The organism is Pseudomonas sp. E1BtOHC1 (assembly GCF_058744285.1).
Genome location: NZ_CP196023.1, coordinates 5,196,936 through 5,216,680 on the forward strand (window position 1 = coordinate 5,196,936; position 19,745 = coordinate 5,216,680).

General features: G+C 62.8%; 23 protein-coding genes and 1 tRNA gene. 15 read left to right on the top strand and 9 right to left on the bottom strand.

All coding sequences use genetic code 11. The annotated features are described in order from the left end of the window. Window positions 1-46 precede the first annotated feature (46 nt). From ACSSVC_RS23205 to gspM, 12 genes are read left to right on the top strand one after another with little or no spacing between them, the layout of a single operon-like run. Window positions 47-553, top strand: coding sequence for a cytochrome b (locus ACSSVC_RS23205; protein ID WP_404937255.1), 507 nt, complete (start codon window positions 47-49; stop codon window positions 551-553). Continuing rightward, entirely contained in the window at window positions 550-1,083 is a 534-nt protein-coding gene (locus ACSSVC_RS23210; protein ID WP_446439690.1) for a type II secretion system protein N, read from the top strand. Before ACSSVC_RS23205 ends, ACSSVC_RS23210 begins: the two co-directional genes overlap by 4 nt. Before the next feature lie 14 nt (window positions 1,084-1,097). Beyond that, the gene (gspD, locus tag ACSSVC_RS23215) at window positions 1,098-3,014 is read left to right on the top strand and encodes a type II secretion system secretin GspD (protein WP_492611445.1); all 1,917 of its coding nucleotides are present in this window, start codon (window positions 1,098-1,100) and stop codon (window positions 3,012-3,014) included. Beyond that, window positions 3,011-4,504, top strand: coding sequence for a type II secretion system ATPase GspE (gene gspE, locus ACSSVC_RS23220; protein ID WP_346635239.1), 1,494 nt, complete (start codon window positions 3,011-3,013; stop codon window positions 4,502-4,504). Before gspD ends, gspE begins: the two co-directional genes overlap by 4 nt. A 2-nt stretch (window positions 4,505-4,506) precedes the next feature. After that, a complete protein-coding gene (gene gspF, locus ACSSVC_RS23225) occupies window positions 4,507-5,724 on the top strand; it encodes a type II secretion system inner membrane protein GspF (protein WP_492611446.1) in 1,218 nt (405 codons plus the stop codon). An 18-nt stretch (window positions 5,725-5,742) separates the two neighbouring features. Further along, on the top strand, window positions 5,743-6,177 hold the full coding sequence (gene gspG / locus ACSSVC_RS23230; RefSeq protein ID WP_346635237.1) for a type II secretion system major pseudopilin GspG: 435 nt from the start codon (window positions 5,743-5,745) through the stop codon (window positions 6,175-6,177). A 3-nt stretch (window positions 6,178-6,180) separates the two neighbouring features. After that, window positions 6,181-6,675, top strand: a complete 495-nt coding sequence (gene gspH, locus ACSSVC_RS23235) for a type II secretion system minor pseudopilin GspH (protein ID WP_346635236.1) — start codon at window positions 6,181-6,183, stop codon at window positions 6,673-6,675. After that, entirely contained in the window at window positions 6,650-7,045 is a 396-nt protein-coding gene (gene gspI / locus ACSSVC_RS23240; protein WP_492611447.1) for a type II secretion system minor pseudopilin GspI, read from the top strand. The genes gspH and gspI overlap by 26 nt, the downstream gene beginning before the upstream one ends. Next, window positions 7,042-7,677: a type II secretion system minor pseudopilin GspJ gene (gene gspJ / locus ACSSVC_RS23245; RefSeq protein WP_492611448.1), complete on the top strand. Its 636-nt coding sequence runs from the start codon at window positions 7,042-7,044 to the stop codon at window positions 7,675-7,677. Before gspI ends, gspJ begins: the two co-directional genes overlap by 4 nt. Then, entirely contained in the window at window positions 7,670-8,557 is an 888-nt protein-coding gene (gene gspK / locus ACSSVC_RS23250; protein WP_492611449.1) for a type II secretion system minor pseudopilin GspK, read from the top strand. The genes gspJ and gspK overlap by 8 nt, the downstream gene beginning before the upstream one ends. Before the next feature lie 6 nt (window positions 8,558-8,563). Then, window positions 8,564-9,703, top strand: a complete 1,140-nt coding sequence (gene gspL / locus ACSSVC_RS23255) for a type II secretion system protein GspL (RefSeq protein WP_492611450.1) — start codon at window positions 8,564-8,566, stop codon at window positions 9,701-9,703. Window positions 9,704-9,705: 2 nt separating this feature from the next. Beyond that, window positions 9,706-10,209, top strand: a complete 504-nt coding sequence (gspM, locus tag ACSSVC_RS23260) for a type II secretion system protein GspM (protein ID WP_346635231.1) — start codon at window positions 9,706-9,708, stop codon at window positions 10,207-10,209. Window positions 10,210-10,282: 73 nt separating this feature from the next. Here gspM and ACSSVC_RS23265 read toward each other — a convergent pair whose 3' ends face one another. After that, window positions 10,283-10,954, bottom strand: a complete 672-nt coding sequence (locus ACSSVC_RS23265) for a Bax inhibitor-1/YccA family protein (protein WP_123725856.1) — start codon at window positions 10,952-10,954, stop codon at window positions 10,283-10,285. A 123-nt stretch (window positions 10,955-11,077) separates the two neighbouring features. Here ACSSVC_RS23265 and ACSSVC_RS23270 point away from each other — a divergent pair. From ACSSVC_RS23270 to ACSSVC_RS23280, 3 genes are all read left to right on the top strand, one after another. After that, a tRNA-Ser gene (locus tag ACSSVC_RS23270) sits at window positions 11,078-11,165 on the top strand. Between the two features lie 238 nt (window positions 11,166-11,403). Next, window positions 11,404-11,736, top strand: coding sequence for a hypothetical protein (locus ACSSVC_RS23275; protein ID WP_492611451.1), 333 nt, complete (start codon window positions 11,404-11,406; stop codon window positions 11,734-11,736). 20 nt (window positions 11,737-11,756) lie between these two features. After that, the gene (locus tag ACSSVC_RS23280) at window positions 11,757-12,464 is read left to right on the top strand and encodes an SOS response-associated peptidase family protein (protein WP_492611452.1); all 708 of its coding nucleotides are present in this window, start codon (window positions 11,757-11,759) and stop codon (window positions 12,462-12,464) included. Window positions 12,465-12,619: 155 nt separating this feature from the next. On the opposite strand, the gene ACSSVC_RS23285 is transcribed toward ACSSVC_RS23280, so the two are convergent. The 8 genes from ACSSVC_RS23285 to ACSSVC_RS23320 all read right to left on the bottom strand — a co-directional run bounded on the left by ACSSVC_RS23285 (window position 12,620) and on the right by ACSSVC_RS23320 (window position 19,745). Continuing rightward, window positions 12,620-12,838, bottom strand: coding sequence for a hypothetical protein (locus tag ACSSVC_RS23285; RefSeq protein ID WP_492611453.1), 219 nt, complete (start codon window positions 12,836-12,838; stop codon window positions 12,620-12,622). Window positions 12,839-12,934: 96 nt separating this feature from the next. Next, on the bottom strand, window positions 12,935-13,435 hold the full coding sequence (locus tag ACSSVC_RS23290; protein WP_492611454.1) for a DUF2514 family protein: 501 nt from the start codon (window positions 13,433-13,435) through the stop codon (window positions 12,935-12,937). After that, window positions 13,432-14,079: a glycoside hydrolase family 19 protein gene (locus ACSSVC_RS23295; protein ID WP_492611455.1), complete on the bottom strand. Its 648-nt coding sequence runs from the start codon at window positions 14,077-14,079 to the stop codon at window positions 13,432-13,434. The genes ACSSVC_RS23290 and ACSSVC_RS23295 overlap by 4 nt, the downstream gene beginning before the upstream one ends. 58 nt (window positions 14,080-14,137) lie before the next feature. Continuing rightward, window positions 14,138-14,962 carry a hypothetical protein gene (locus ACSSVC_RS23300; protein WP_492611456.1) on the bottom strand — a complete coding sequence of 275 codons (825 nt, stop codon included), beginning with the start codon at window positions 14,960-14,962 and terminating at the stop codon, window positions 14,138-14,140. Further along, window positions 14,962-15,252 carry a hypothetical protein gene (locus ACSSVC_RS23305; protein WP_492611457.1) on the bottom strand — a complete coding sequence of 97 codons (291 nt, stop codon included), beginning with the start codon at window positions 15,250-15,252 and terminating at the stop codon, window positions 14,962-14,964. The genes ACSSVC_RS23300 and ACSSVC_RS23305 overlap by 1 nt, the downstream gene beginning before the upstream one ends. Further along, on the bottom strand, window positions 15,249-18,338 hold the full coding sequence (locus ACSSVC_RS23310; protein WP_492611458.1) for a TipJ family phage tail tip protein: 3,090 nt from the start codon (window positions 18,336-18,338) through the stop codon (window positions 15,249-15,251). The genes ACSSVC_RS23305 and ACSSVC_RS23310 overlap by 4 nt, the downstream gene beginning before the upstream one ends. A gap of 57 nt (window positions 18,339-18,395) precedes the next feature. Next, window positions 18,396-18,971: a tail assembly protein gene (locus tag ACSSVC_RS23315; RefSeq protein WP_404939044.1), complete on the bottom strand. Its 576-nt coding sequence runs from the start codon at window positions 18,969-18,971 to the stop codon at window positions 18,396-18,398. 9 nt (window positions 18,972-18,980) lie between these two features. Continuing rightward, the gene (locus ACSSVC_RS23320; protein ID WP_404939042.1) at window positions 18,981-19,745 is read right to left on the bottom strand and encodes a C40 family peptidase; all 765 of its coding nucleotides are present in this window, start codon (window positions 19,743-19,745) and stop codon (window positions 18,981-18,983) included.

Genomic DNA, 19,745 nt, shown 5'->3' on the forward strand with positions numbered 1-19,745 from the left:
AGCGTGGCGCCCCGGCGCCACGCTTCTTTTGCCAGTCATGCCCCCTATGCCTACTTGCAATTACTCCAGACCCCACGTGCTGCTGCACTGGACGTTCGCCTGCATCATCATCTGGGCGACTGTCAGCGGCTTCGGCAACGCCTTGCTTGACCTGCCAACCGTGATCGCCGATGGCATCAGCTTCGTCAATGTGTCCTTGACCTTCATGCTGATTCCCCTGTTCGGTCTGCGAATTCTCTGTGCCCTGGATCATCGTGAACCGGTGCACGCCAATCGAACCCTGCGCCTGCTGGCCAAATGCGGCCACCTGGCGCTCTACGTCGTGACCGGTTTTGTCCTGGTCACCGGCGTGCTGATGATGGAGCGACCGATCAACCTCTTCGGCGTGCTGTCTCTGGCTCAGCCCCTTCAAGAACCCCTGCTCACCGACTTCTTCAATGTGCTGCACAAGTACGCCTGTATGGCCCTGGCGCTGCTGGTGGCCGGGCATGTGGCGGCGGTGGCCGTGCATCATTGGCACGGTGAAAAACTCCTGCAGCGCATGTCCCTGTGAACGCCTTGCGCTTTTGCCCACGCGTCGCCCTGCGGGCCGGCGCGCTGCTATTGCTGTTGAGCTGGCTGGGCTGGCTTGGCCGTGACAGCTGGCTGTGGCTGCAGAATCTGGAGCAGAGCGGCACCGCAGTGCCTGCCGAAGCCCCGGCCCCGGCCCATCAGCCACCCGACACCGCAGCCATTGCCCAACTGTTCGGCGTGCAGCCCCAGGAGGCCAGCGGCAACCAGCCACGGGTGCCCCTGACGCTGCTGGCGAGCCTGGTGGAAAGCCGCCCGGAACTGTCCCGGGCCTTGATCGAGTCCCCTGAAGGCAGCCGTTTCTACCGCATCGGCGAGCCCCTTCCCGGGGGCGGCAGCCTGCGTGAAATCGGCACCACCCAGGTTCGTGTCCAGCGTTATGGCGAGGACCAGGCCCTGTCCCTGGCCGGCCATGCCACCCCCTTGCTGATCCCGCTGCCCGCTGTCCGCGACGTGCCTTCGAGCACCGCGGCACGGGGCGAGCCCGACAGCCCTGTCCAACCTTCCTTGTGACCCCCCAAGACACCATGAAACGAGCATTTATCGCAGGTTCCCTGCTGGCCCTCGGCACGCTGATCGGCCCCCTTCACGCCACTGAAAAACTGCCCCTTGCGCAGCAGTGGACCTTGAACATGAAAGACGCGGAACTGCGCGATCTGGTCAACGAAGTCGGGCAGATCACCGGCAAGACGATGATTCTCGACCCACGCCTGAACGGCAAGGTGACGGTGCAGTCCAGCACCGCCATGGACCAGAAAGGCATCTATTCGCTGTTTCTCACCGCCCTGCGCAGCCAGGGATATGTGGCCATGGACCAGGGCGACCGGGTGCTGATCCTGCCGGTGGCCGAGGCCAAGACCAAGGCCCATGTCGAAGCCAGCGGAGCCAGTGAAGAGTTCGTGACCCAGGTCATCGAACTGCACAACGCCAATGCCAGCGAAGTGGCCGCCGCCGTGCGCCCGCTGGTGGCGGTGGATGCCTACATGGCGCCGTCCACCACCTCCAACGCGCTGATCGTTTCCGACAGCGCCAACAATGTGCAGCGGGTGCGCCAGGTAGTGGAAGAACTGGATAACGCCGGTGGCCGCCAGTTCAACATCCTGCAGCTCAAGCACGCCTGGGCCGGTGATGTGGCCAAGACCCTGACCGACAGCCTGACCGACAGCAACGGTGCCCAGACCAGCGCCAAGGCGATTGGCGATGCCCGCAGCAACCGCCTGATCCTGGTGGGCCCGGCGCCCATTCGCCAGCAGATGCAACGCCTGGCCCAGAGCCTCGACGTGCCGAACAACGCCGGCGAAAACGCCCGGGTGCGGCGCCTCAACCACAGCGACGCGAAGAAGCTCGAAGAGCTGCTCAGCGGCATTGGCAAACGCCTGGAATCCGGCGGCCGCGGTGACGGCCAAAAGCAGGACAACCCGGTGCTGGTGAGCGCCGACGAAAGCCAGAATGCCCTGGTGCTGATGGCCTCGCCGGCACAACTGGCGACCTTCGAAACCATCATCGACGAACTCGACCAGCCCCGCGCCCAGGTGCTGGTGGAAGCGGCCATCGTCGAAGTCAGTGGCGACATCAACCAGGCCCTCGGCGTGCAGTGGGCCGGAGGCCGGGGCAAATGGGGCGCGGCCAGCAACTTCAACAGCGCCGGCATGACCATCGGCACCCTGCTGGGCAACCTGGAGAGCGGCAAGAGCCCGACCCTACCGGACGGCGCCGTGATTGGCATCGGCAGCAGCAACTTCGGCGCGCTGATCACCGCCCTGTCCAGCGACTCCAACAACAACCTGCTGTCCACCCCAAGCCTGCTGACCCTGGACAACGAGCAGGCGGAAATTCTCGTCGGCCAGAACGTCCCCTTCCAGACCGGCTCCTACACCACCGACACCGCCGGTGCCAGCAACCCCTTCACCACCGTGGAGCGCAAGGATGTGGGCATCACCCTCAAGGTCACCCCGCACATCAATGAAGGCAACTTCCTGCGCCTGAAAGTCGAACAGGAAAGCTCCGAGCTGGCCGCCGCGCCGCCGGGCATCAGCACCAGCGACGTGATCACCAACAAGCGCTCGGTCAAGAGCACCATTCTGGCCAACGACGGGCAGATCATCGTCCTTGGCGGCCTGATCAAGGACAACATCAAGGTCCAGGTGAGCAAGGTGCCGTTGCTGGGTGATATCCCTTGGGTCGGCAAGCTGTTCAGCAGCAGCAAGGAGGTCAACGAGAAGACCAACCTGATGGTGTTCCTGCGCCCGACCCTGCTGCGCAACACCGGCAATGCCGACAAGCTCAGCACCCAGAAATACAACAACCTGCGCTCGCTGCGCACCCTGGACGGCAAGACCCGGGGCCAGTTGCCGCAGAACCCGCACCAACTGTTCGACGCCAACAGTGACGGCGATCAGGGCCTGATCGACATGCGGGCGACCGAGGCCGCGCAGCAACCATGATCACGCCCATCGAAAGTCCGCGCCTGGCCTTTGCCTATGCCCGGCGCCATGGCGTGGTCCTGGAGCATCAGGCCCAGGGCGCCGTGCTCTATTGCCGGGTCAATACGCCCTGGTCGGTGATCGCCGAGGTGCGCCGCTTCAACGGCGCGCCCCTGCGCAGTGAAGTGCTCGACGAACAGGCCTTCGCCGAGCGCCTGGCGGCCCACTATCGCGACGGCCAGGACGGGGCCAAGCAGGTGGCCGATGGCCTGGGGGAGCAGTTCGACGAAGAGTTCGATCTCTGCAGCCTGGCCGACCAGTTGCCGAAAACCACCGACTTGATGGAACAGGAAGACGACGCGCCGATCATCCGCCTGATCAACGCGATCCTCAGCGAGGCGGTCAAGAGCAAGGCCTCCGACGTGCACCTGGAGGCCTTCGAGGAACATCTGTCGGTGCGCCTGCGGGTCGACGGCCTGCTGCGTGAAGTGCTGCGCCCGCGGCGCGAACTGGCGACCCTGCTGGTGTCGCGGATCAAGGTCATGGCCAAGCTCGACATCGCCGAAAAGCGCATCCCCCAGGACGGGCGCATTGCCCTGCGCATTGCCGGGCACGAGGTGGATGTGCGGGTCTCGACCCTGCCCTCCAGCCACGGCGAACGGGTGGTGATGCGCCTGCTGGACAAGCAGGCCGGGCGCCTGGACCTGGGCCACCTGGGGATGAACCCGCAGGTACGCCAGCGCCTGGAAAACGCCCTGCACAAACCCCACGGCATCCTCCTGGTCACCGGCCCCACCGGTTCCGGCAAGACCACCACCCTGTACGCCGGGTTGGCCAGCCTCAACAGCCTGGAGCGCAATATCCTCACCATCGAGGACCCGGTGGAATACCACCTCACCGGCATCGGCCAGACCCAGGTCAACGCCAAGGTCGACATGACCTTCGCCCGGGGGCTGCGAGCCATCCTGCGCCAGGACCCGGACGTGGTGATGGTGGGCGAGATCCGTGACCGCGAGACCGCGGAAATCGCCGTCCAGGCCTCCCTCACCGGGCACCTGGTGCTCTCGACCCTGCACACCAACAGTGCCATCGGCGCAGTGACTCGCCTGGTGGACATGGGCATCGAGCCGTTCCTGCTCTGCACCTCCTTGCTCGGCGTGCTGGCCCAGCGCCTGGTGCGCCTGCTGTGCCCCGAATGCAAGGAACCCCATGACGCCGACCCGGCAGCCTGCGAACGCCTGGGCCTGAACCCCGCTGGCGCACCGCTGCTGTACCGCCCGGTGGGTTGCCCGAGCTGCCAGCAGTCGGGTTATCGCGGTCGCCGGGGGATCTACGAGCTGGTGCTGTTCGACGACACCCTGCGCCAGTTGATCCACACCGGCGCCGGTGAATATGAACTGCTGAATCACGCCCGCCAGCACAGCCCCAGCCTGTTCGACGACGGCCAGGCCATGGTGCTGCAAGGGCTGACCAGCCTGGAAGAGTTGCTGCGGGTTACCCAGAAGGACTGAAGATGGCCGCCTACGAATACCTGGCCATGTGCGCCGCCGGGAAAAAAACCAGCGGCGTGCTGGAAGCCGACAGCCCACGGCAGGCGCGGCAGATGCTGCGCGAACGGCAACTGATCGCCCTCAAGGTCAGCGCCAGCCAAGGCAAGCGCAGCAGTGGCGCCGGCAGCGCCAAGGTCTCCGGTGGCGGCTTGAGCAGCGCCGAACTGGCGCTGCTGACCCGCCAGCTGGCCACCCTGGTGCAGGCTTCGCTGCCCCTGGAAGAAGTGCTGGCCGCCGTGGCCGCGCAGTGTGAAAAGCAGCGCCTGAAAAGCATGCTGCTGGCCATACGTGGCCGAGTCCTGGAGGGCTACAGCCTGGCGGTGGCCCTGGGCGGCTACCCCAAGGCCTTTCCCGATCTGTACCGGGCCACGGTGGCCGCCGGCGAACGTTCCGGACACCTGGATCAGGTGCTGATGAACCTCGCCGACTACACCGAGGCCAGCCAGGCGGCGCGCCAGCAGATTCAGTTGGCCATGCTCTACCCCAGCATCCTCATGGTGGCGGCCATCAGCATCGTCGGTTTTCTCCTGGGCTTCGTGGTGCCGGACGTGATCAAGGTGTTCATCGACAGCGGCCAGGAGCTGCCGCTGCTGACTCGCGGCCTGATCGCCAGCAGCGCCGTGCTGCGCGATTACGGCCTGCTGTTGCTGATCCTGATCGGCGTCGGGATCACCGCAGGGCGGGCCGCGTTGCGAAAGCCGGGCAACCGTGAACGCTGGCACGCCCTGGTGCTGCGCCTGCCGGTGATCGGCGGCCTGGTCAGGGCCAGCAACTGCACGCGTTTTGTCAGCACCCTGGCGATTCTCGGACGCAGTGGCGTACCGCTGCTGGACGCCCTGGCGATTGCCAGTGAAGTGGTGGCCAACCAGAAAATTCGTACCGGTCTGAAAGACATCGTCCGAGGCGTGCGCGAAGGTATCAGCCTGACCCGAGCGCTGGAGCTCAACGGCAGTTTCCCGCCGATGATGCTCTACATGATCGCCAGCGGTGAACGCTCCGGCGAGCTGGACAGCATGCTCGAACGCGCCTCCCAGCAGCAGGAACAACAACTGGCCAACCGCATTGCCTTGCTGGTGGGCCTGTTCGAGCCGGCGATGCTGGTGTTCATGGGCGCCTCGGTGCTGGTCATCGTGCTGGCGATCCTGATGCCGATCCTCAGCCTGAACCAATTGATTACCTGAATCTGGAAAGCCCCCAACGTGTACACAGCTAAAAAACAACGTGGTTTCACCCTGATCGAAATCATGGTGGTGGTCGTGATCCTCGGCGTCCTTGCCGCCCTGGTGGTGCCACAGATCATGAGCCGTCCCGACCAGGCCAAGGCCTCGGCCGCGCAAAGCGATATCAAGGCCATCGCCATGGCCCTGGACATCTACAAGCTCGACAACCACCAGTACCCCAGCAGCCAGCAAGGCCTGCAGGCCTTGGTGAGCAAGCCCAGCGGCGCGCCAGCGGCACGTAACTGGAACCCCGACGGTTACCTCAAGCGCCTGCCGATCGATCCTTGGGGCACCCACTACCAGTACCGGGTTCCGGGCACTCGGGGCGGCGCCTACGACCTGTTCTCCTTCGGTGCCGACGGCAAGATCGGCGGCGAAGGCCTGAACGCGGAAATCGGCAACTGGGACCGTTGACCGGTGCAGCGACGCCACGCCCGGGGCTTCACCCTGCTGGAATTGTTGGTGGTGATCCTGTTGATTGCTCTGACTGCCGGCCTGGTGGGCCTGGTCAATCCCGACTCCGGCCCGCGCCAGGCACGCCAGGAAGCCCAGCGCCTGCAAGCGCTGCTGCAGTTGCTGCGCCAGGAAGCGGTGCTCAGCTACAACGACTACGGTCTGCGCATCGAACCTGACGGCTATAGCGTGCTGCGCCTGGACGCCCGTGGACGCTGGGTGGCGGACCCTGAATTGCGCCCCCACCGCCTGCCCGACAAGTTGCGCCTGCGCCTGGAAGTGGCCGAAGCCGGGGCTGCCCTGGGCAGCGGGCGCCAGCGCGATGGCCTGCCGCAACTGCTGGTGCTCTCCAGTGATGAAACCAGCGCCTACACCTTGTGGGTCGAATACCGTAATCAGCCGCTGGTGAGTCTTTCCAGCGACGGCATACAGGATGCGCAACTTGATACCCAGGACTGATCGGGGCTTCACCCTGCTGGAGGTGATGGTGGCCCTGGCGATTTTCGCCACCTTATCCATCGCCCTGTTCAGTGCGGTGCAGCATATCGCCGTGAACAGCGCCAACCTCGCCGAACGCACCCAGGCCTTGTGGATCGCCGACAACCGCATGAATGAGCTGCGCACCGCAATGCAGCAACCGTCCATACGCTCTACGCAAGAACGCATCGAATTCGGCGGCCGTAGCTGGTGGCTGTCGAGCGACGTCGAGGCCGTGCCGGATACCCGCTTGCTGAAGATCGAACTGCGGGTTTCCGCCGAATCCAGCCCGCAGCGCGCCCGCCAGTACAGCCGCGCGCGGCTGCTTGGCTACATTGAGGCACGCCCATGAAGCAACGGGGTTTCACCCTGCTGGAGGTGGTCGTGGCCATCGCCATCTTCAGCCTGCTGGGCCTGGCCACCTATCAGTTGCTCGACCGGGTACTGCGCAGCGACCAGCGCATCGGCTTGCATGAGCAGCAACTGCGGGACCTGCAACGGGCCATGAGTCTGTTCGAGCGGGATCTGGTCCAGGCCCGTCGCCAGCCCCTGACCGATGATCCCAGCCACAGCCAGGCATTGATCAGCCAGCCCGACGGTATCCGCCTGGTGCGTGGCGGTTGGAACAACCCGCTGGACTATGCCCGTAGCGACCTGCTGCAGGTCAGCCACCGCTGGCAGGACGGCGTCTGGCTGCGGGAAACCCGCGCCCTGTCGCAAGCCATTGCCGAGCCCGGAGCCCAGGAGCGCGCCGTCGGCCCCACCCGCCAACAGCAGCAACTGCTGAGCGGCGTGCAACTGACCCGGTTGCGCTTTATCGACGCCCAGGGCCAGGGCCACGAACACTGGCCAGTGGGCACCGAGAGCCTGAGCCTGCCGGCGGCACTGGAGATCGAACTGGATGCCCCGGGCTATCCCCAGGTGCGCCGGGTAATCCTGTTGCCCGGCGGCCTCGATAGCGAAGAGGAACCCGGCCATGACTAGCCCGGCCCGGCAGCGAGGCGTGGCCCTGCTCAGCGTGTTGCTGATCACCGCCCTGGTGACCCTGGTGGTGAGCAACATGCTGGCTCGGCAACGGCTGAACCTGCACAGCAGTAGCAATCTGCTGCAACAGCAACAGCTGTGGAATCTGGCCTTGAGCGGTGAAAGTTGGGCCCGCCAGCAACTGCTGGAAGACGCCCGCAGTGAAGGCGGCCTGCTGGTGACCCACCTGGGCCAGCACTGGGCACAACCGGCGCCGCTGTTCGAAATCGACGGCGGGCGCATCCACATTCAGTTGGAGGACCTCGGTGCCCGGCTCAACCTCAACAGCCTGCGTCAGGGCAACGACCTGAATCTGCGGGCGCGCTACCAGCGCCTGCTGGCCCAGCAAGGCATCAGGGCCCATGACCCGGCGCTGCTGATCGGCCAGAACAATCGCGACGGCATGCCGCTGCCCTTGAGCGACCTCAGTGAACTGCGGCAACTGCCCCAGGTGGACAGCCAGGTCCTGCAACAGCTCGAACCCCTGGTAGGCGCCTTCGGCAACAGTGCAATCAACGTCAACACCACCCGCGCCGAGGTGCTGGCCAGTATCGAGGGCATCGACCTGCCCACCGCCCGTACCCTGGCCAGCTCACGTCCGGCCAAGGGCTACCCCGACGTGGCGGCCTTTCTCTCCAATCCCATGCTCCAGGGGCGGGATATCAGCCCCCGGGGACTGGGGGTCAGCAGCCGGCAATTTCGCGCCACCATCGACGTCGAACAGGGTCAACGCCGACTGCGGCTGGTCAGCGACCTGCGAGTAATGGATGCCGAGAACGTCCGGGTTCAGCAGCGCACGCTGCTGCCCAGCCCACCTCCTGATCAATCGAAAACCGAGTAAACCGACATGAGCCAGTGGCTTTATCTTTCCCCCCACGCCACCGGGGCGACGCCATGGCGCTGTTTCTGGTGGCAGGCCGACGGCCCCCTGCATCAGGGCAACCTGGAACAGGCCGCAGCGGACCTGGACCAACAGCCGTTGACCTTGCTGCTGCCCATGGAAATGGCCAGCCATCATCAGGTCAGCGTACCCGCACGCAGCGGTCGCTGGCTGCGTCAGGCGCTGCACAGTGCCCTGGAGGAGCAACTGATCGATGAGCTGGACAGCCTGCACCTGGCCCACGGACCGCTCAAGGACAAACGCCATTGCCCGGTGCTGGCCCTCAATCGCGAGCGCCTGGGCTATTGCCTGGAACAACTGGCCAGGCACGGGTTGCAGCCGTCGCGCATTCATATCGATGCTGATTGCCTGCCCCAGGACCGGCCCCGAGCCCTGGCCTGGGACGGCCGCTGGCTGCTGGGCGGCAGTGCGCCGCTGCGCCAGGCCCTGGGACCGGATGAGCTGGGCAGCCTGGCCCCGCTGCTGCCGGCGGACCTGCACTGGCAAGGGCCGCAGCCGCCGGCCCTGGACCCAGTCGAGACCCAGGGCTGGCAAGCCGACGAACGTCCCTGGGACTGCCTGAGCCAGGGTTCGCAACAGGCCATCGACCTGCGCCAGGGCGAGTTCCAACTGCGCCATCGACAGGCCGCCCCCTGGCGCCTGGCCCTGCTGCTACTGCTGATTGCCGGCGGCGCGCAACTGCTGCAGAGCGCTGGCCAGCGCTGGTACCTGGACCATCGGAGCGACCGGCTTGAGGAACAGAGCCTGGCCCTGTGGCAACAGCGTTTTGCCGATGAAGGCCCGGCCACCGACCTGGCGGCACAGATTCGCGCCAAGCAACAGCAAGAGGTCGAAGAGGTCATCGGCAGCGCCCACAAGCTGTCGCAACTGGCCGGCCAATGGAGCGCCAGCCACGGCGCCCTGGCGCTGGTCCACCGTCTCGACTACCAGGCCGGCGAAGGCTGGAGCCTGCACATCAGCGCGCCGGCCTTTGCCGATCTTCAACAACTGCGCGAAGGCCTGATTGCCCAGGGCCTGGACGCCAGCACCGACTCTTCCGTACGCGACGCCCAAGGGGTCAGCGCGCGGTTGCAGATCAAGGAGTGAACGTGACCCAAGCCGTACGGAAAAAGTCGCCCCTGTCCACCCTGCTCCGCCAATCCCAAGGGCACTGGCAGCGCCTGGCCAAACGTGAGCAGCGGGCCCTTCAAGGGCTGGCCCTGTTCAGCGCTGCGACCCTGTTTTATCTACTGCTCTGGCAGCCACAGCAGCAGGCGCTGAGGCTTGCAGAGCAACGTTTTATCGAGGTAACCGATTTGCATCATCAGCTTCAACAACTGCCCGCCACCGCGCCGTCCAGCACCGCCATGGCGATTTCCGCCGAAGCCCTGCCCGGGCTGCTGGCTCGCTCCAGCAGCCAGGCCGGTCTCAACCTTGAGCGCATGGACAATGACGCCCCAGGCCGGATCAACCTGGCCCTGGAAGGACCGCTCAACAGCCTGATCAGCTGGGTTGATCAATTGGAACAGCAGCAGGTGGAGGTGCAGTCGTTTTCCATCGAGGTCAGCAAGGAAGCCATCGCCACCGCGCGCCTGCAGGTCCAGACCCGCTGAACCCGGCGCCCTTTTCTCGAAGACACAAAAAAGCCCGCCGAAGCGGGCTTTTTCATTGATTCAACGCCAGGGATCAATCATCGCGACCCATGATGCCGAACAGTTGCAGCAGGCTGACGAACAGGTTGTAGATCGATACATACAGGCTGATGGTGGCCATGATGTAGTTACGCTCGCCGCCATGGATGATGGCGCTGGTCTGGAACAGAATGCAGACCGAGGAGAACAGCACAAAACCGGCGCTGATCGCCAATTGCAGGCCGCTGATCTGGAAGAAGAAGCTGGCCAGTACCGCGCCCATCAGGACAAAGAAGCCGGCGGTGATGAAACCACCGAGGAAGCTCATGTCCTTGCGGGTGATCAGCACGTAGGCCGACAGACCACCGAACACCAGGGCGGTCATGGCGAAGGCCGAGCTGACCACTTCAGCGCCGCCCTGCATGCCCAGGTAGCGGTTGAGAATCGGGCCGAGCAAAAAGCCCATGAAGCCAGTCAGGGCGAAGGCCGAGACCAGGCCCCAGGCCGAGTCACGGAGTTTGTTGGTGAGGAAGAACAGACCGTAGAAGCCGATCAGCACGACAAAAATGTTCGGGTAGCCGACGCGCATCTGCTGCGCCACATAGGCCATGACACCGCTGAATGCGAGGGTCAGAGCCAGCAAGCCGTAAGTGTTGCGCAGGACGCGGCTAACCTCTAGCTGCTCGGCCTGCACGCCGTTGTTAACTGCGTAATCCTGTTCGCGCATGGCGACACTCCTGTTGGGGGAAACGTTTAGTGGCAAAGATCATAACAGAGGCTCTGTAACTCGCGATGCAGAGAGTTTGACAGTGTGTTTCATTCGGGTATTATGGCGCCCGCAATGCGATCTGGAGGTGTGGCCGAGTGGTTTAAGGCAGCGGTCTTGAAAACCGCCGACTGTAACAGGTCCTAGAGTTCGAATCTCTACGCCTCCGCCAAATCTCAACGAGAAAGCCCTGATTTTTCAGGGCTTTTTTGTGTCTGGGGTTCAGGCTTGGCGCAATTACACTTAAAGCGTTCCATAACTATTATGGACGTGTTCCATAACTAACCCTCCTCCGACGTCCTGTCGAACAACTACCAATCCTCTATACCTACATCTCGTCGGCTCAAATCGCAGCGCTGCAAAACCTCGTTTACTGTATGCACATACAGCATTGGATTCGAGGTAGTACCGTGCACACAGATGACGACACATCCGATTGGCTGGGCATCCCCACGCCCCTAGAAACTGCCCGGCAGCATGCTCTGCTGCTGGAAAATGAGGTGGCAGAGCTGAATCTGCAGCTGCGCGCAGCCCGGGAAAACATCTACAAGCTGATGAACATGCATGCCCAGACAGAGAAGGACCGCGACGAAGCCCTGGCCAGGCTGCGTGAAAAAGCGGGAGAAGCGGCGCGGTTGCGGCAGCAAGTCAACGACCTGGAAACAACAGTCAGGTGCAAGGACCGAGCGAATGAGGATCTTCGGCGGCAGATACCCGCTGGCGCACGCGGAAAGCTACGCTGAGAGCAAGCGAGGACACAGCCATGTGCGGACGACTCTCTCAGTATCGCGGTATCCACGACTTCGTCACTGCCCTGAGCATGCCGGGGGCTCTGATCAATAACGTCGGTGACCAGCCCCTGGGGCGCTACAACGCAGCACCGACAATGCAGCTCGCCCTCTTCCATGTTGCCGGCGAAGCGTTGCATGCCGACGCTGTGCGTTGGGGCTGGAGGCCGCATTGGGCCACCGACCGCGCCGCGCCGATAAATGCCCGCGTCGAGAAAGTGGCCCACGGCCCCTTCTTTCGGCAGATCTGGCCACACCGTGCTGTCTGCCCGATCGATAGCTGGTTCGAATGGGTAGACGAAGGCGGCCCGAAGAAGCAGCCATACCTGATCCGTCACCGCGACGGCTCTCCCATACTCTGCGCCTCAATTGGACAGTTTCCAGCCCTGGACCAGGGCGAGCACGACGGCTTTGTGATCATCACCGCCGACGCACAGGGCGGCATGGTCGATATTCACGACCGCCGGCCGGTGGTCCTGGCCCCAGACCTGGCCCGGGAATGGCTCGACCCAGCAACGCCCAAAGAGCGCGCCGAACAGATGGCCCTACACCAGGGAGAGGCCGCCGAGGCCTTCGAGTGGTTCAAAGTTAGCGCCGCCGTCGGCAATGTCAGGAATCACGGCGCGGTACTGATCGAGCCCACGACCAAGCCCGCCGGTGGCGATGCGGTGAATAACGGCTGACTGCCGACAGGAAAGTCAGAAGCCTCTAATGCCCGCTCCACTTCCGGGCTTTTTGTTTAATCCGCTTCGGGCTTGCTCCAAAACAAGATTGTTCTACAATTCCTAAGCCGGGCCACAATCCCCCTACCGGCTTAAGCCCGCTTCGGCGGGCTATTTCATTTTCCAGCCTGCGCTTGCTCCTGCTCAATTGCGGCGACCAACCAATCTCCGGCCTGTTGAATCTGACCATGCCATTCATTACGGTCAACGAGACCAAGTCGCAACATTTCGTTAGCGGCGCAGATCAAATCACAGTAGTACTCATCAAGACACTTCTCGGAACCGACCTGCACAACGAGTAGATTTTGCCAATCCGACAAAGTCATATTCTTCATGAGCTCTACCTCATCGAATGCTGATCACAGTTTTTAGTTATAGCAATTTTTCCCTCGCACGATGATCTCGCCTTAACCAATTTTAAAGGCATCAACTCACCTCGTTAATCCTTCATAAGCCTGCTCACAAGTCACTCCCCTGCTCCGGTTTTGATCAGCATCTGCTGCCAGCTGGCCCGCTCGGTCGTCAGCGCGCTTGAACAGCTCGGCAAGCACCAAGGCTGTGCGGGTTGCTGCCTGGCTTGCGGCGGCAGTGCAGGAATTGCTGCTGGCCGAACGCTTGAGGCGCTCGGTGAGATCGTCGACTGTCCGCTGCAGGCTCCCAGCAGCAGCGCGAGCAGTAACAGCGTCAGCGACTGCACTATCGATTTTCCGTTGTCCATCCTGCACCGCCTTGTTGATTGAGTTCTGCCGATCCTGTTCTTTGTCGCGCTCTGCGCGCTCATCGATGGCCCAAGCCTGCTTATCGCCGGCGTCACGCGCATTCCAACGCGCCTGCCACTCTGCGCTCTCGATCGACCGTCCGTGCTGATAGATCCCCCAGTAAGAGGCAAGCACCAGCACCAGCAGGCCGCCACGTAACAGCCAGGCGCTCACGCCAGCACCTTCAAAGCCAGGTCGTAGAGTGCTTTCCGTTCCACGGCACCATTTGGCACCCGGCCTGGCTGCCCGGTGTTGATGATGCTGCCAATGTCTTGGATGCGTCCGGCGTCGGCCATTTCGTTCAGACCATGGGTGGTCCACCACCACGCTGCCGATTGGGCGGCATGCTCAGGCTGTTCCAGCAGCTCTGGCTGCGCCTCCAGAGGCAGGCCCAGGCCGCTGGCGACAGCGCGGTAGTTGTTGCGTCCGGTGACCTGCAGCAGGCCGCGACCGCGGTAGCGGAAACCATCACCCGAGCTTTCCGGGCCATTGCCCATACGCCCGCCGTAAACAGCATTGCCGAAGCGCTCCGGCTTACCGCCCAGTTCATCCGCCCGCGGCACCAACGAACGCCACCGGCTGGCTACAGGAGAGGCCTGGCCGATCTGGCGGATGCGATCGGCGCGGTAGTTGAGATTTTCCACCAGCTTGCGCAACTGACCGGACTCATGACCGACCTGGGCCAGGAACGCGGCCTGGCGCACCCGGCTGTCGATCTTCCAGCGGGCCATAGCGCGGTTGAGCGCAGGAACAAAAACGCCCGCAACAGGGCGGGCGTTCGGGAGGATCTGCAGCAACTGCTGCTCGGTGATCGGCATTTATTTTTCTCCAGGCAATAAAAAACCCGCTCAGGGCGGGCGCATTCGGACGCTTCAGTTACAACTGTGGATTAAAGGGGTATGGGTATTCAGCAGTGTCTATGTACGAGCAAGAAGGCATGCGGTCTGAAAGCAGCGACATGAATCCCTGAGGGGTCGTGCTGTGAACGCCGGCGTAAGTAGTTTCCGGCGAGTTCCACATGCAGTGCACAATTGACCCTTGCTGGCCGTAGCATCCCTCATGAACAGCGCCTCTGAAGACAGTATCGCTGCCGAGCTGACTCACAAAGCCGCAGCCGCGGTCCCATGGAATATGCGCGGCATATGTCTTGCTTGGATTGAGGTTGACCGTGTAATTCGCCCACAGGACGCCGCCGAGTGTCGAACCCGTGGGCTGAGGGATGAGCACTGCAACAGAACCACCGGTGAATGGCGTTTGCATTCCATTGGGAAATGTCACAGGGCCCGGAGGAGTCGAAGTGCCAATGACGTTCAACGGTCGCTGCAGACTATTGAACGTGAACCCTCCGTCCTCCTTTCGCGTCTTGAGCGCCGGCCCGGTAAAGATTGGCCGCATGATGTCGAAGCAGTAAACCTTAATGCCGCTGACTTGGCCGGCGAAGTAGAAAACTGTCTTGTTACCCTCCTTTGACTGAAACGGCTTGTTGCTTGCGCCAGTGACGAATACAAGCGGGCTGATTGCGCCTTCAACTTCGAACTTGTAGATATTGTCGTAGAAGACACTCACTGCACCACTTGGCTGCAATCTGCTCCATGTGCCCGCATATTCGACGGGTCCGCTCTTTATGAGACCGTAGATCGACTTCGACGTGTCATAGAGAACATTGCCGCTCTCGTCGCGGACTATGAGTGCGGTATTCATCAGTAGTACCCATAGAAAATTTCGCAGTTCATCGCAAAGCCGCCCGGTATCACGTACGACCATTCGAGCCTATTCTGCGTAATCGTGACGCCAGGCTTCTTGCCCGCTGTGCGCTGCGAGTCTTCCAGCGGCTGAACAACGTAGAAGTACGATCTGCCGGCCGGCAGCGAAACGGGGATCGATCCGTTGCTGCGATTGGTGATGACGGAGCCTGCCCCCTGACTCAGCTTTTTGGTCATGTTGGTTGTGATGTTGCCGCTTGCATCACGCGTTATCAGCCCGACCGTCATGTTGCGTCCACGCTCAGATCGATGGCTTTGACGCCATTCGGATGGAACACATACAGCCCTTTGTTGTTGATCATGAGCCTTGCTCCTCCGGGGGTATTGCCCATCATCTGGAACGTTCCATCCGGTCGGAATGCCCAGCCCGAAACGTCAGGCACATAGTTGTTCGACTGCAAGTTGCTGCCGATCTTGAGCATGTCGATTGAGCCGTTCTTGATGAACGCGGTGTCGATATAGGCGGCATTGTTCTGAACAACAAACGGGTAATAGATCTCCGCGGCGTTCGGGTCGACAATCGCGAACCGGCTTGCCGCGATCAGCACCTGACTGGTGATGATCCCTTCATTGTTCTCTACACCGATCCCGATGCCGGCCAGGTACGGCTTGTTGTCGACGGTGAGCTGGGTTTTGATCGAGTACATGGCCGCCAGCTCGCTCTTCAGGGCCTCAACCTCAATCGAGGCACCGCCGCCCGAGTCGATCTTTTCCAGCAGGTGCTGGCTCAGCTGCGTTTCAGTGATCTGATCGTTCAGGTAGTCAAGGATCACGCCGGCATCAGCTGAGGACTGCCCCATCACTGGCCCGTAAAACGCCCCCACGTTGCCGATACGGTCCACCAGCCTGGCCCAGAAGAAGAACCGCACACCGGCGGCCAGCCCCATGATCGTTAAGTCGGTCTGCGGATAGGCGTAGTCGCCGAACTTGGTCGCCGTAGCCACCTGGTTGGTCTGGCTGTACCAGATTTCAGTTCGCTGCAGGTCCGCGGTGGTGACTCCGGCCGGAATGCCCCAGGCCAACTTGATGCCGAACACGATCGATTCGGCGGTGAAGGACGACGGCACCGGCGGCGGCGTGGTCTTGCCGTTCAGCACAGTCTCGACCGAGGTCGCGAACACTGACCCGATGTCGAGCGAGTTGATGGCCCGCACCTTCGCGACGTAACGCCCTGCGTAGATCCCGCTCACATCGATGGACGTGGTGCCCGTGCGGCCGGCAAAGATCCAGTCACCGTCGTTCTTGCGCCAGTACACCTCGTAGGCGATCGCTGCCTCGGGCTTTTCCCACTCGATCGTCATGACGCTGACCGCGCTGCCCTGGTCGACAAAGTGGTCATTGCTCACCGTCACGTTCGACGGCGGCCGCTGGACGCTCGGCGGGATCACCGTCACCGGTGGCCGCTCGATGCGCGTGCCGTTGTCGATTGCGCCGTACTTGCTCGCGTTGTGACGGACCGCGCTGATCGTGAACTTGATCTCCGAGTCGGAGAAATCCTCCGCCACCGACATCACGCGGAACAGCTGGGTGGCCAGAGTGGTCGAGTCAATCGCCCACATCGAGTGCTGAGGCGGCAGATCGTCCAACTTCTGGGCCAGTACCACCTGCTGGACGTCGGATGGAAAGCCTGTGGTGTCAAAGGTAATCCGCCCGTTGTCCCAGGTGATCCCCGTGCTGTCCCAGGTCAGCGGATACCCGACCGACTTGATCTTGCGGGAGACCGCCGTGCCCGTGGGCATGATCACGGTGATCGTGTCACCTGGGTATGCCTTCACGTCGGCATCCAGTATCAAGGTGTCGAGCGTAGAAGAGCGCAGGCGCCCGCCAATGCGCCGCCCTGCCCGATCGTTGTCCGCGATGCGGATGATCTGCCCGGGGCGCGCCAGGGTGCCGTCCAGGCCCACAGAGAACCCCACGCTTTCGGTTTCCAGGCGGTTGGTCAGCAGCGCCCACTTGCCGATGCGTTGGGCCTGGGCCTGGGATGTACAGCCGGTGGCTGTGATCTCGGTCTGCTGGATGCCGTAGCGGGTGATCCCGGCCTGGTCGTCGACATACTCGACCTTCTGCCGGTAGAAGTCGGCCGGGTCGTTCCAGCTCACCAGGGCCACGGTGTAACGGGTCTTCTTGGCCGAGCCGAAGTAACCGAACTTGCCGTCGATCACGTTTGCGTTCGAGTAGGTGTACACCGGGTCTTCCGGGATATCGGCAATGGCCATCACCGAGCCAGCGGCCCAGTAGGACATCCCTCGGAAGGTCGTGGCCAAGTCCTGCAGCACGTCCAGGGCGTTCGACCGGGTCTGCAGGAACAGATTGCAGGTAAACCGCGGCTCCATGCCACCCTTCCCGTCCGGCACCGGCTGGTCGCAATACTGACCAATGCGGTACAGCTCCCAGCGGTCGACCTGGCCCTCATTCAACAGATGGCCCAGGCCATAGCGGAAGTGCAGCAACAGGTCGTAGAAGATCCAGGCCGGGTTATCGGTCCAGGCTAACTTGAACGAACCATCCCAGATGCCGGAGTACAGCCGGCTTTCCGGGTCGTAATTGCTCGGCACGCGAATGATGCGGCCGCGCAGGTCGAAGGATCTCGTGGGGATCGCCTGGAACTGCGAGGCGTCGAACTGCAGGCCGACGACAGCGGAACCCGGATAGCGCAGCTTCGCGTCGATGACCTCGGTGATCGCGTCGATGTTGGTGGTGTCAGCGATCACGCTGCTGGTGCTATTCGGCGTCAGGCGAGTGACGCGAATCTGCCAGTTGCTGCTCGCCGGCGGCAGGTCCACCCGGTGGGAGCGCTCGTACTTGGTCGAGGTCTTGCCGCTGAACGCCGAGGCCAGTACCTGCACATAAGGCCCGCCGTCGGTGGACACCTCGATCTTGTACTGCACGGTGTAGCCGTTGGTGTCGCCGTTGCTGGTGTTTGTCTGCGCCAGGCGCGGGGTAGACAAGCGTACGCGCACGGCCGACAGCTGCAGGTTCTGCACAGCCCGAACCCAGGGCTGGCCATACTTCAGCTCAACACCCACAGCAATCTCGCTCTCGACTGCCGGAAAGCCCGGGATATGTAGCTGATCCTGGCTGCCGGTGCGGGCGTCCAGGGTGACGCCGCTGAAATTACGGGTTCCGTCGGCATTGGCCAGCGGGGTTTCGTCGAGATAGACAGACCGCTCGCCCGCGACCAGGCCCTGGATCTCGCCCTCGCTCACCAGGTCGAGGATCCGCGCATAGGCAGTGCTCTGCAGGCTGTCGGGGGCCTCAACGGACGGCCGCGGCTTCGACTCGCCGCCTTTGCTGCCGGTAATGTGCTGGTTCATGACTTTCCTTCAGGCAAAAAAATACCCGCGCTCGGCGGGCCTGGTGGCGGGTTCGGTTTACATCTGGTCTTCGGAGTAGATCCCGGCGCTGATCACCGCGCTGCCGACAATCATCCGGCCGTAGAGAAGCGGGACAGGGTTGCCCTGGACGCTGGTGTTCACGGCTCCGTTGAAGCTGTAGCTGGGTCGGTTGTTGGGGGTGTCTTGGGTGCCCAGGCCTTTTGCTTGGGGGCTCAGCATCTGGATCACGCCGCCGGCAACCATGGCGACACCTGCTGCAAGGGTTGTTCCGCCAGTAAAATAGGATGCGGCTATCAACACTACTCCAACAATCGTTTGCAGCAGGCCGGCGCGCTTCGAACCAGTGATCACCGGCACAACCCGGATCACATCACGACCGGTTGGCTTCGCCAGGTCATCCTCAGAAAGGTTCTCTTTGCCGTTGAAGATCGCGTAGCGCAGCCCCTTGCTGGAGCTTTCGGCCATGTGTTTCTCGAATCCTGGGAACTGCTTGAAATACCCGATGATGTCGCGCCAGCCACCGCGGGTAATCATTCTATGCCGGCGGCCAAATAGCCGTGCCAAGGAACCGGAAAGCAGCACTGTCTGCATCTTTTCAGCTGATTGAGCCATTGCTCTTCCTCATTGTTTTGCGTGCCGCCAGTAGCTGACCGTAACTTCGCGCCAGTAGCCGCCGTAGGTGTCCCGCTTGCTGTCTCGGTTGTAGAGGTGGTGCAGGATCGACCCGGGCGCTGGGAAGTGCTGAGGCTCGGACTTCAGCACACCGTCGGCCAGGTATACCCCGGCGTGGTTCGGCACCTTCGACCGGATCTGCATCAGCACGATGTCGCCATGCTGCGGCACAATGACCTGCGTGAAGCCAGCCGCCGGCAGGTTCTCCAGGTACAGGTTTCCGCCCTTCTCCCACCATCCGTCCTCCCGTTCGTACTGGCCCAGATCGATGCCCATTTCGCGACAGTAGAAGTCGAGGATGATGCTCAGGCAGTCGTGCACGCCGTGGGCGAACTTGCGGCCAATCAGCGGGGCCTGGTAGCCCTCCGGCGCGAAGCTGCACAGCTCGCCGGGGCGCATGACGTCATCATCACCTTTCCTGACTTCAAGGATGTGCCAGGGAAGCCCGGAGGCCTCGCATGAGACGCGATCTGCTTCACTGGGTGCTGCCGGGTGGTCTGGGTGGCTATGCACGACCGCCAGCACCTGGCCGCGGTCCTCGGCAGCGACGAAGTCCGCGGGCGCGAGGCGGAAATGCTCGCTGGGTGTCGAGGCCGTGTTGCGGCAAGGCACATAGACCTCCTTGCGCCCCTCGCGAATCACCAGGCCGCAGCACTCACGTGGATACTCGGCAAGTGCATGCCGCTCGATGGCGGCGCGGGTGGACTTGTTCAT

Coding starts and splice junctions, on each gene's coding strand:
- ACSSVC_RS23205 (WP_404937255.1), top strand. CDS start 47: ATGCCTACTTGCAATTACTCCAGACCCCACGTGCTGCTGCACTGGACG.
- gspD (WP_492611445.1), top strand. CDS start 1,098: ATGAAACGAGCATTTATCGCAGGTTCCCTGCTGGCCCTCGGCACGCTG.
- gspE (WP_346635239.1), top strand. CDS start 3,011: ATGATCACGCCCATCGAAAGTCCGCGCCTGGCCTTTGCCTATGCCCGG.
- gspF (WP_492611446.1), top strand. CDS start 4,507: ATGGCCGCCTACGAATACCTGGCCATGTGCGCCGCCGGGAAAAAAACC.
- gspI (WP_492611447.1), top strand. CDS start 6,650: ATGCGCAACTTGATACCCAGGACTGATCGGGGCTTCACCCTGCTGGAG.
- gspJ (WP_492611448.1), top strand. CDS start 7,042: ATGAAGCAACGGGGTTTCACCCTGCTGGAGGTGGTCGTGGCCATCGCC.
- gspK (WP_492611449.1), top strand. CDS start 7,670: ATGACTAGCCCGGCCCGGCAGCGAGGCGTGGCCCTGCTCAGCGTGTTG.
- gspL (WP_492611450.1), top strand. CDS start 8,564: ATGAGCCAGTGGCTTTATCTTTCCCCCCACGCCACCGGGGCGACGCCA.
- ACSSVC_RS23265 (WP_123725856.1), bottom strand. CDS start 10,954: ATGCGCGAACAGGATTACGCAGTTAACAACGGCGTGCAGGCCGAGCAG.
- ACSSVC_RS23280 (WP_492611452.1), top strand. CDS start 11,757: ATGTGCGGACGACTCTCTCAGTATCGCGGTATCCACGACTTCGTCACT.
- ACSSVC_RS23285 (WP_492611453.1), bottom strand. CDS start 12,838: ATGAAGAATATGACTTTGTCGGATTGGCAAAATCTACTCGTTGTGCAG.
- ACSSVC_RS23295 (WP_492611455.1), bottom strand. CDS start 14,079: ATGCCGATCACCGAGCAGCAGTTGCTGCAGATCCTCCCGAACGCCCGC.
- ACSSVC_RS23300 (WP_492611456.1), bottom strand. CDS start 14,962: ATGAATACCGCACTCATAGTCCGCGACGAGAGCGGCAATGTTCTCTAT.
- ACSSVC_RS23305 (WP_492611457.1), bottom strand. CDS start 15,252: ATGACGGTCGGGCTGATAACGCGTGATGCAAGCGGCAACATCACAACC.
- ACSSVC_RS23310 (WP_492611458.1), bottom strand. CDS start 18,338: ATGAACCAGCACATTACCGGCAGCAAAGGCGGCGAGTCGAAGCCGCGG.
- ACSSVC_RS23315 (WP_404939044.1), bottom strand. CDS start 18,971: ATGGCTCAATCAGCTGAAAAGATGCAGACAGTGCTGCTTTCCGGTTCC.
- ACSSVC_RS23320 (WP_404939042.1), bottom strand. CDS start 19,745: ATGAACAAGTCCACCCGCGCCGCCATCGAGCGGCATGCACTTGCCGAG.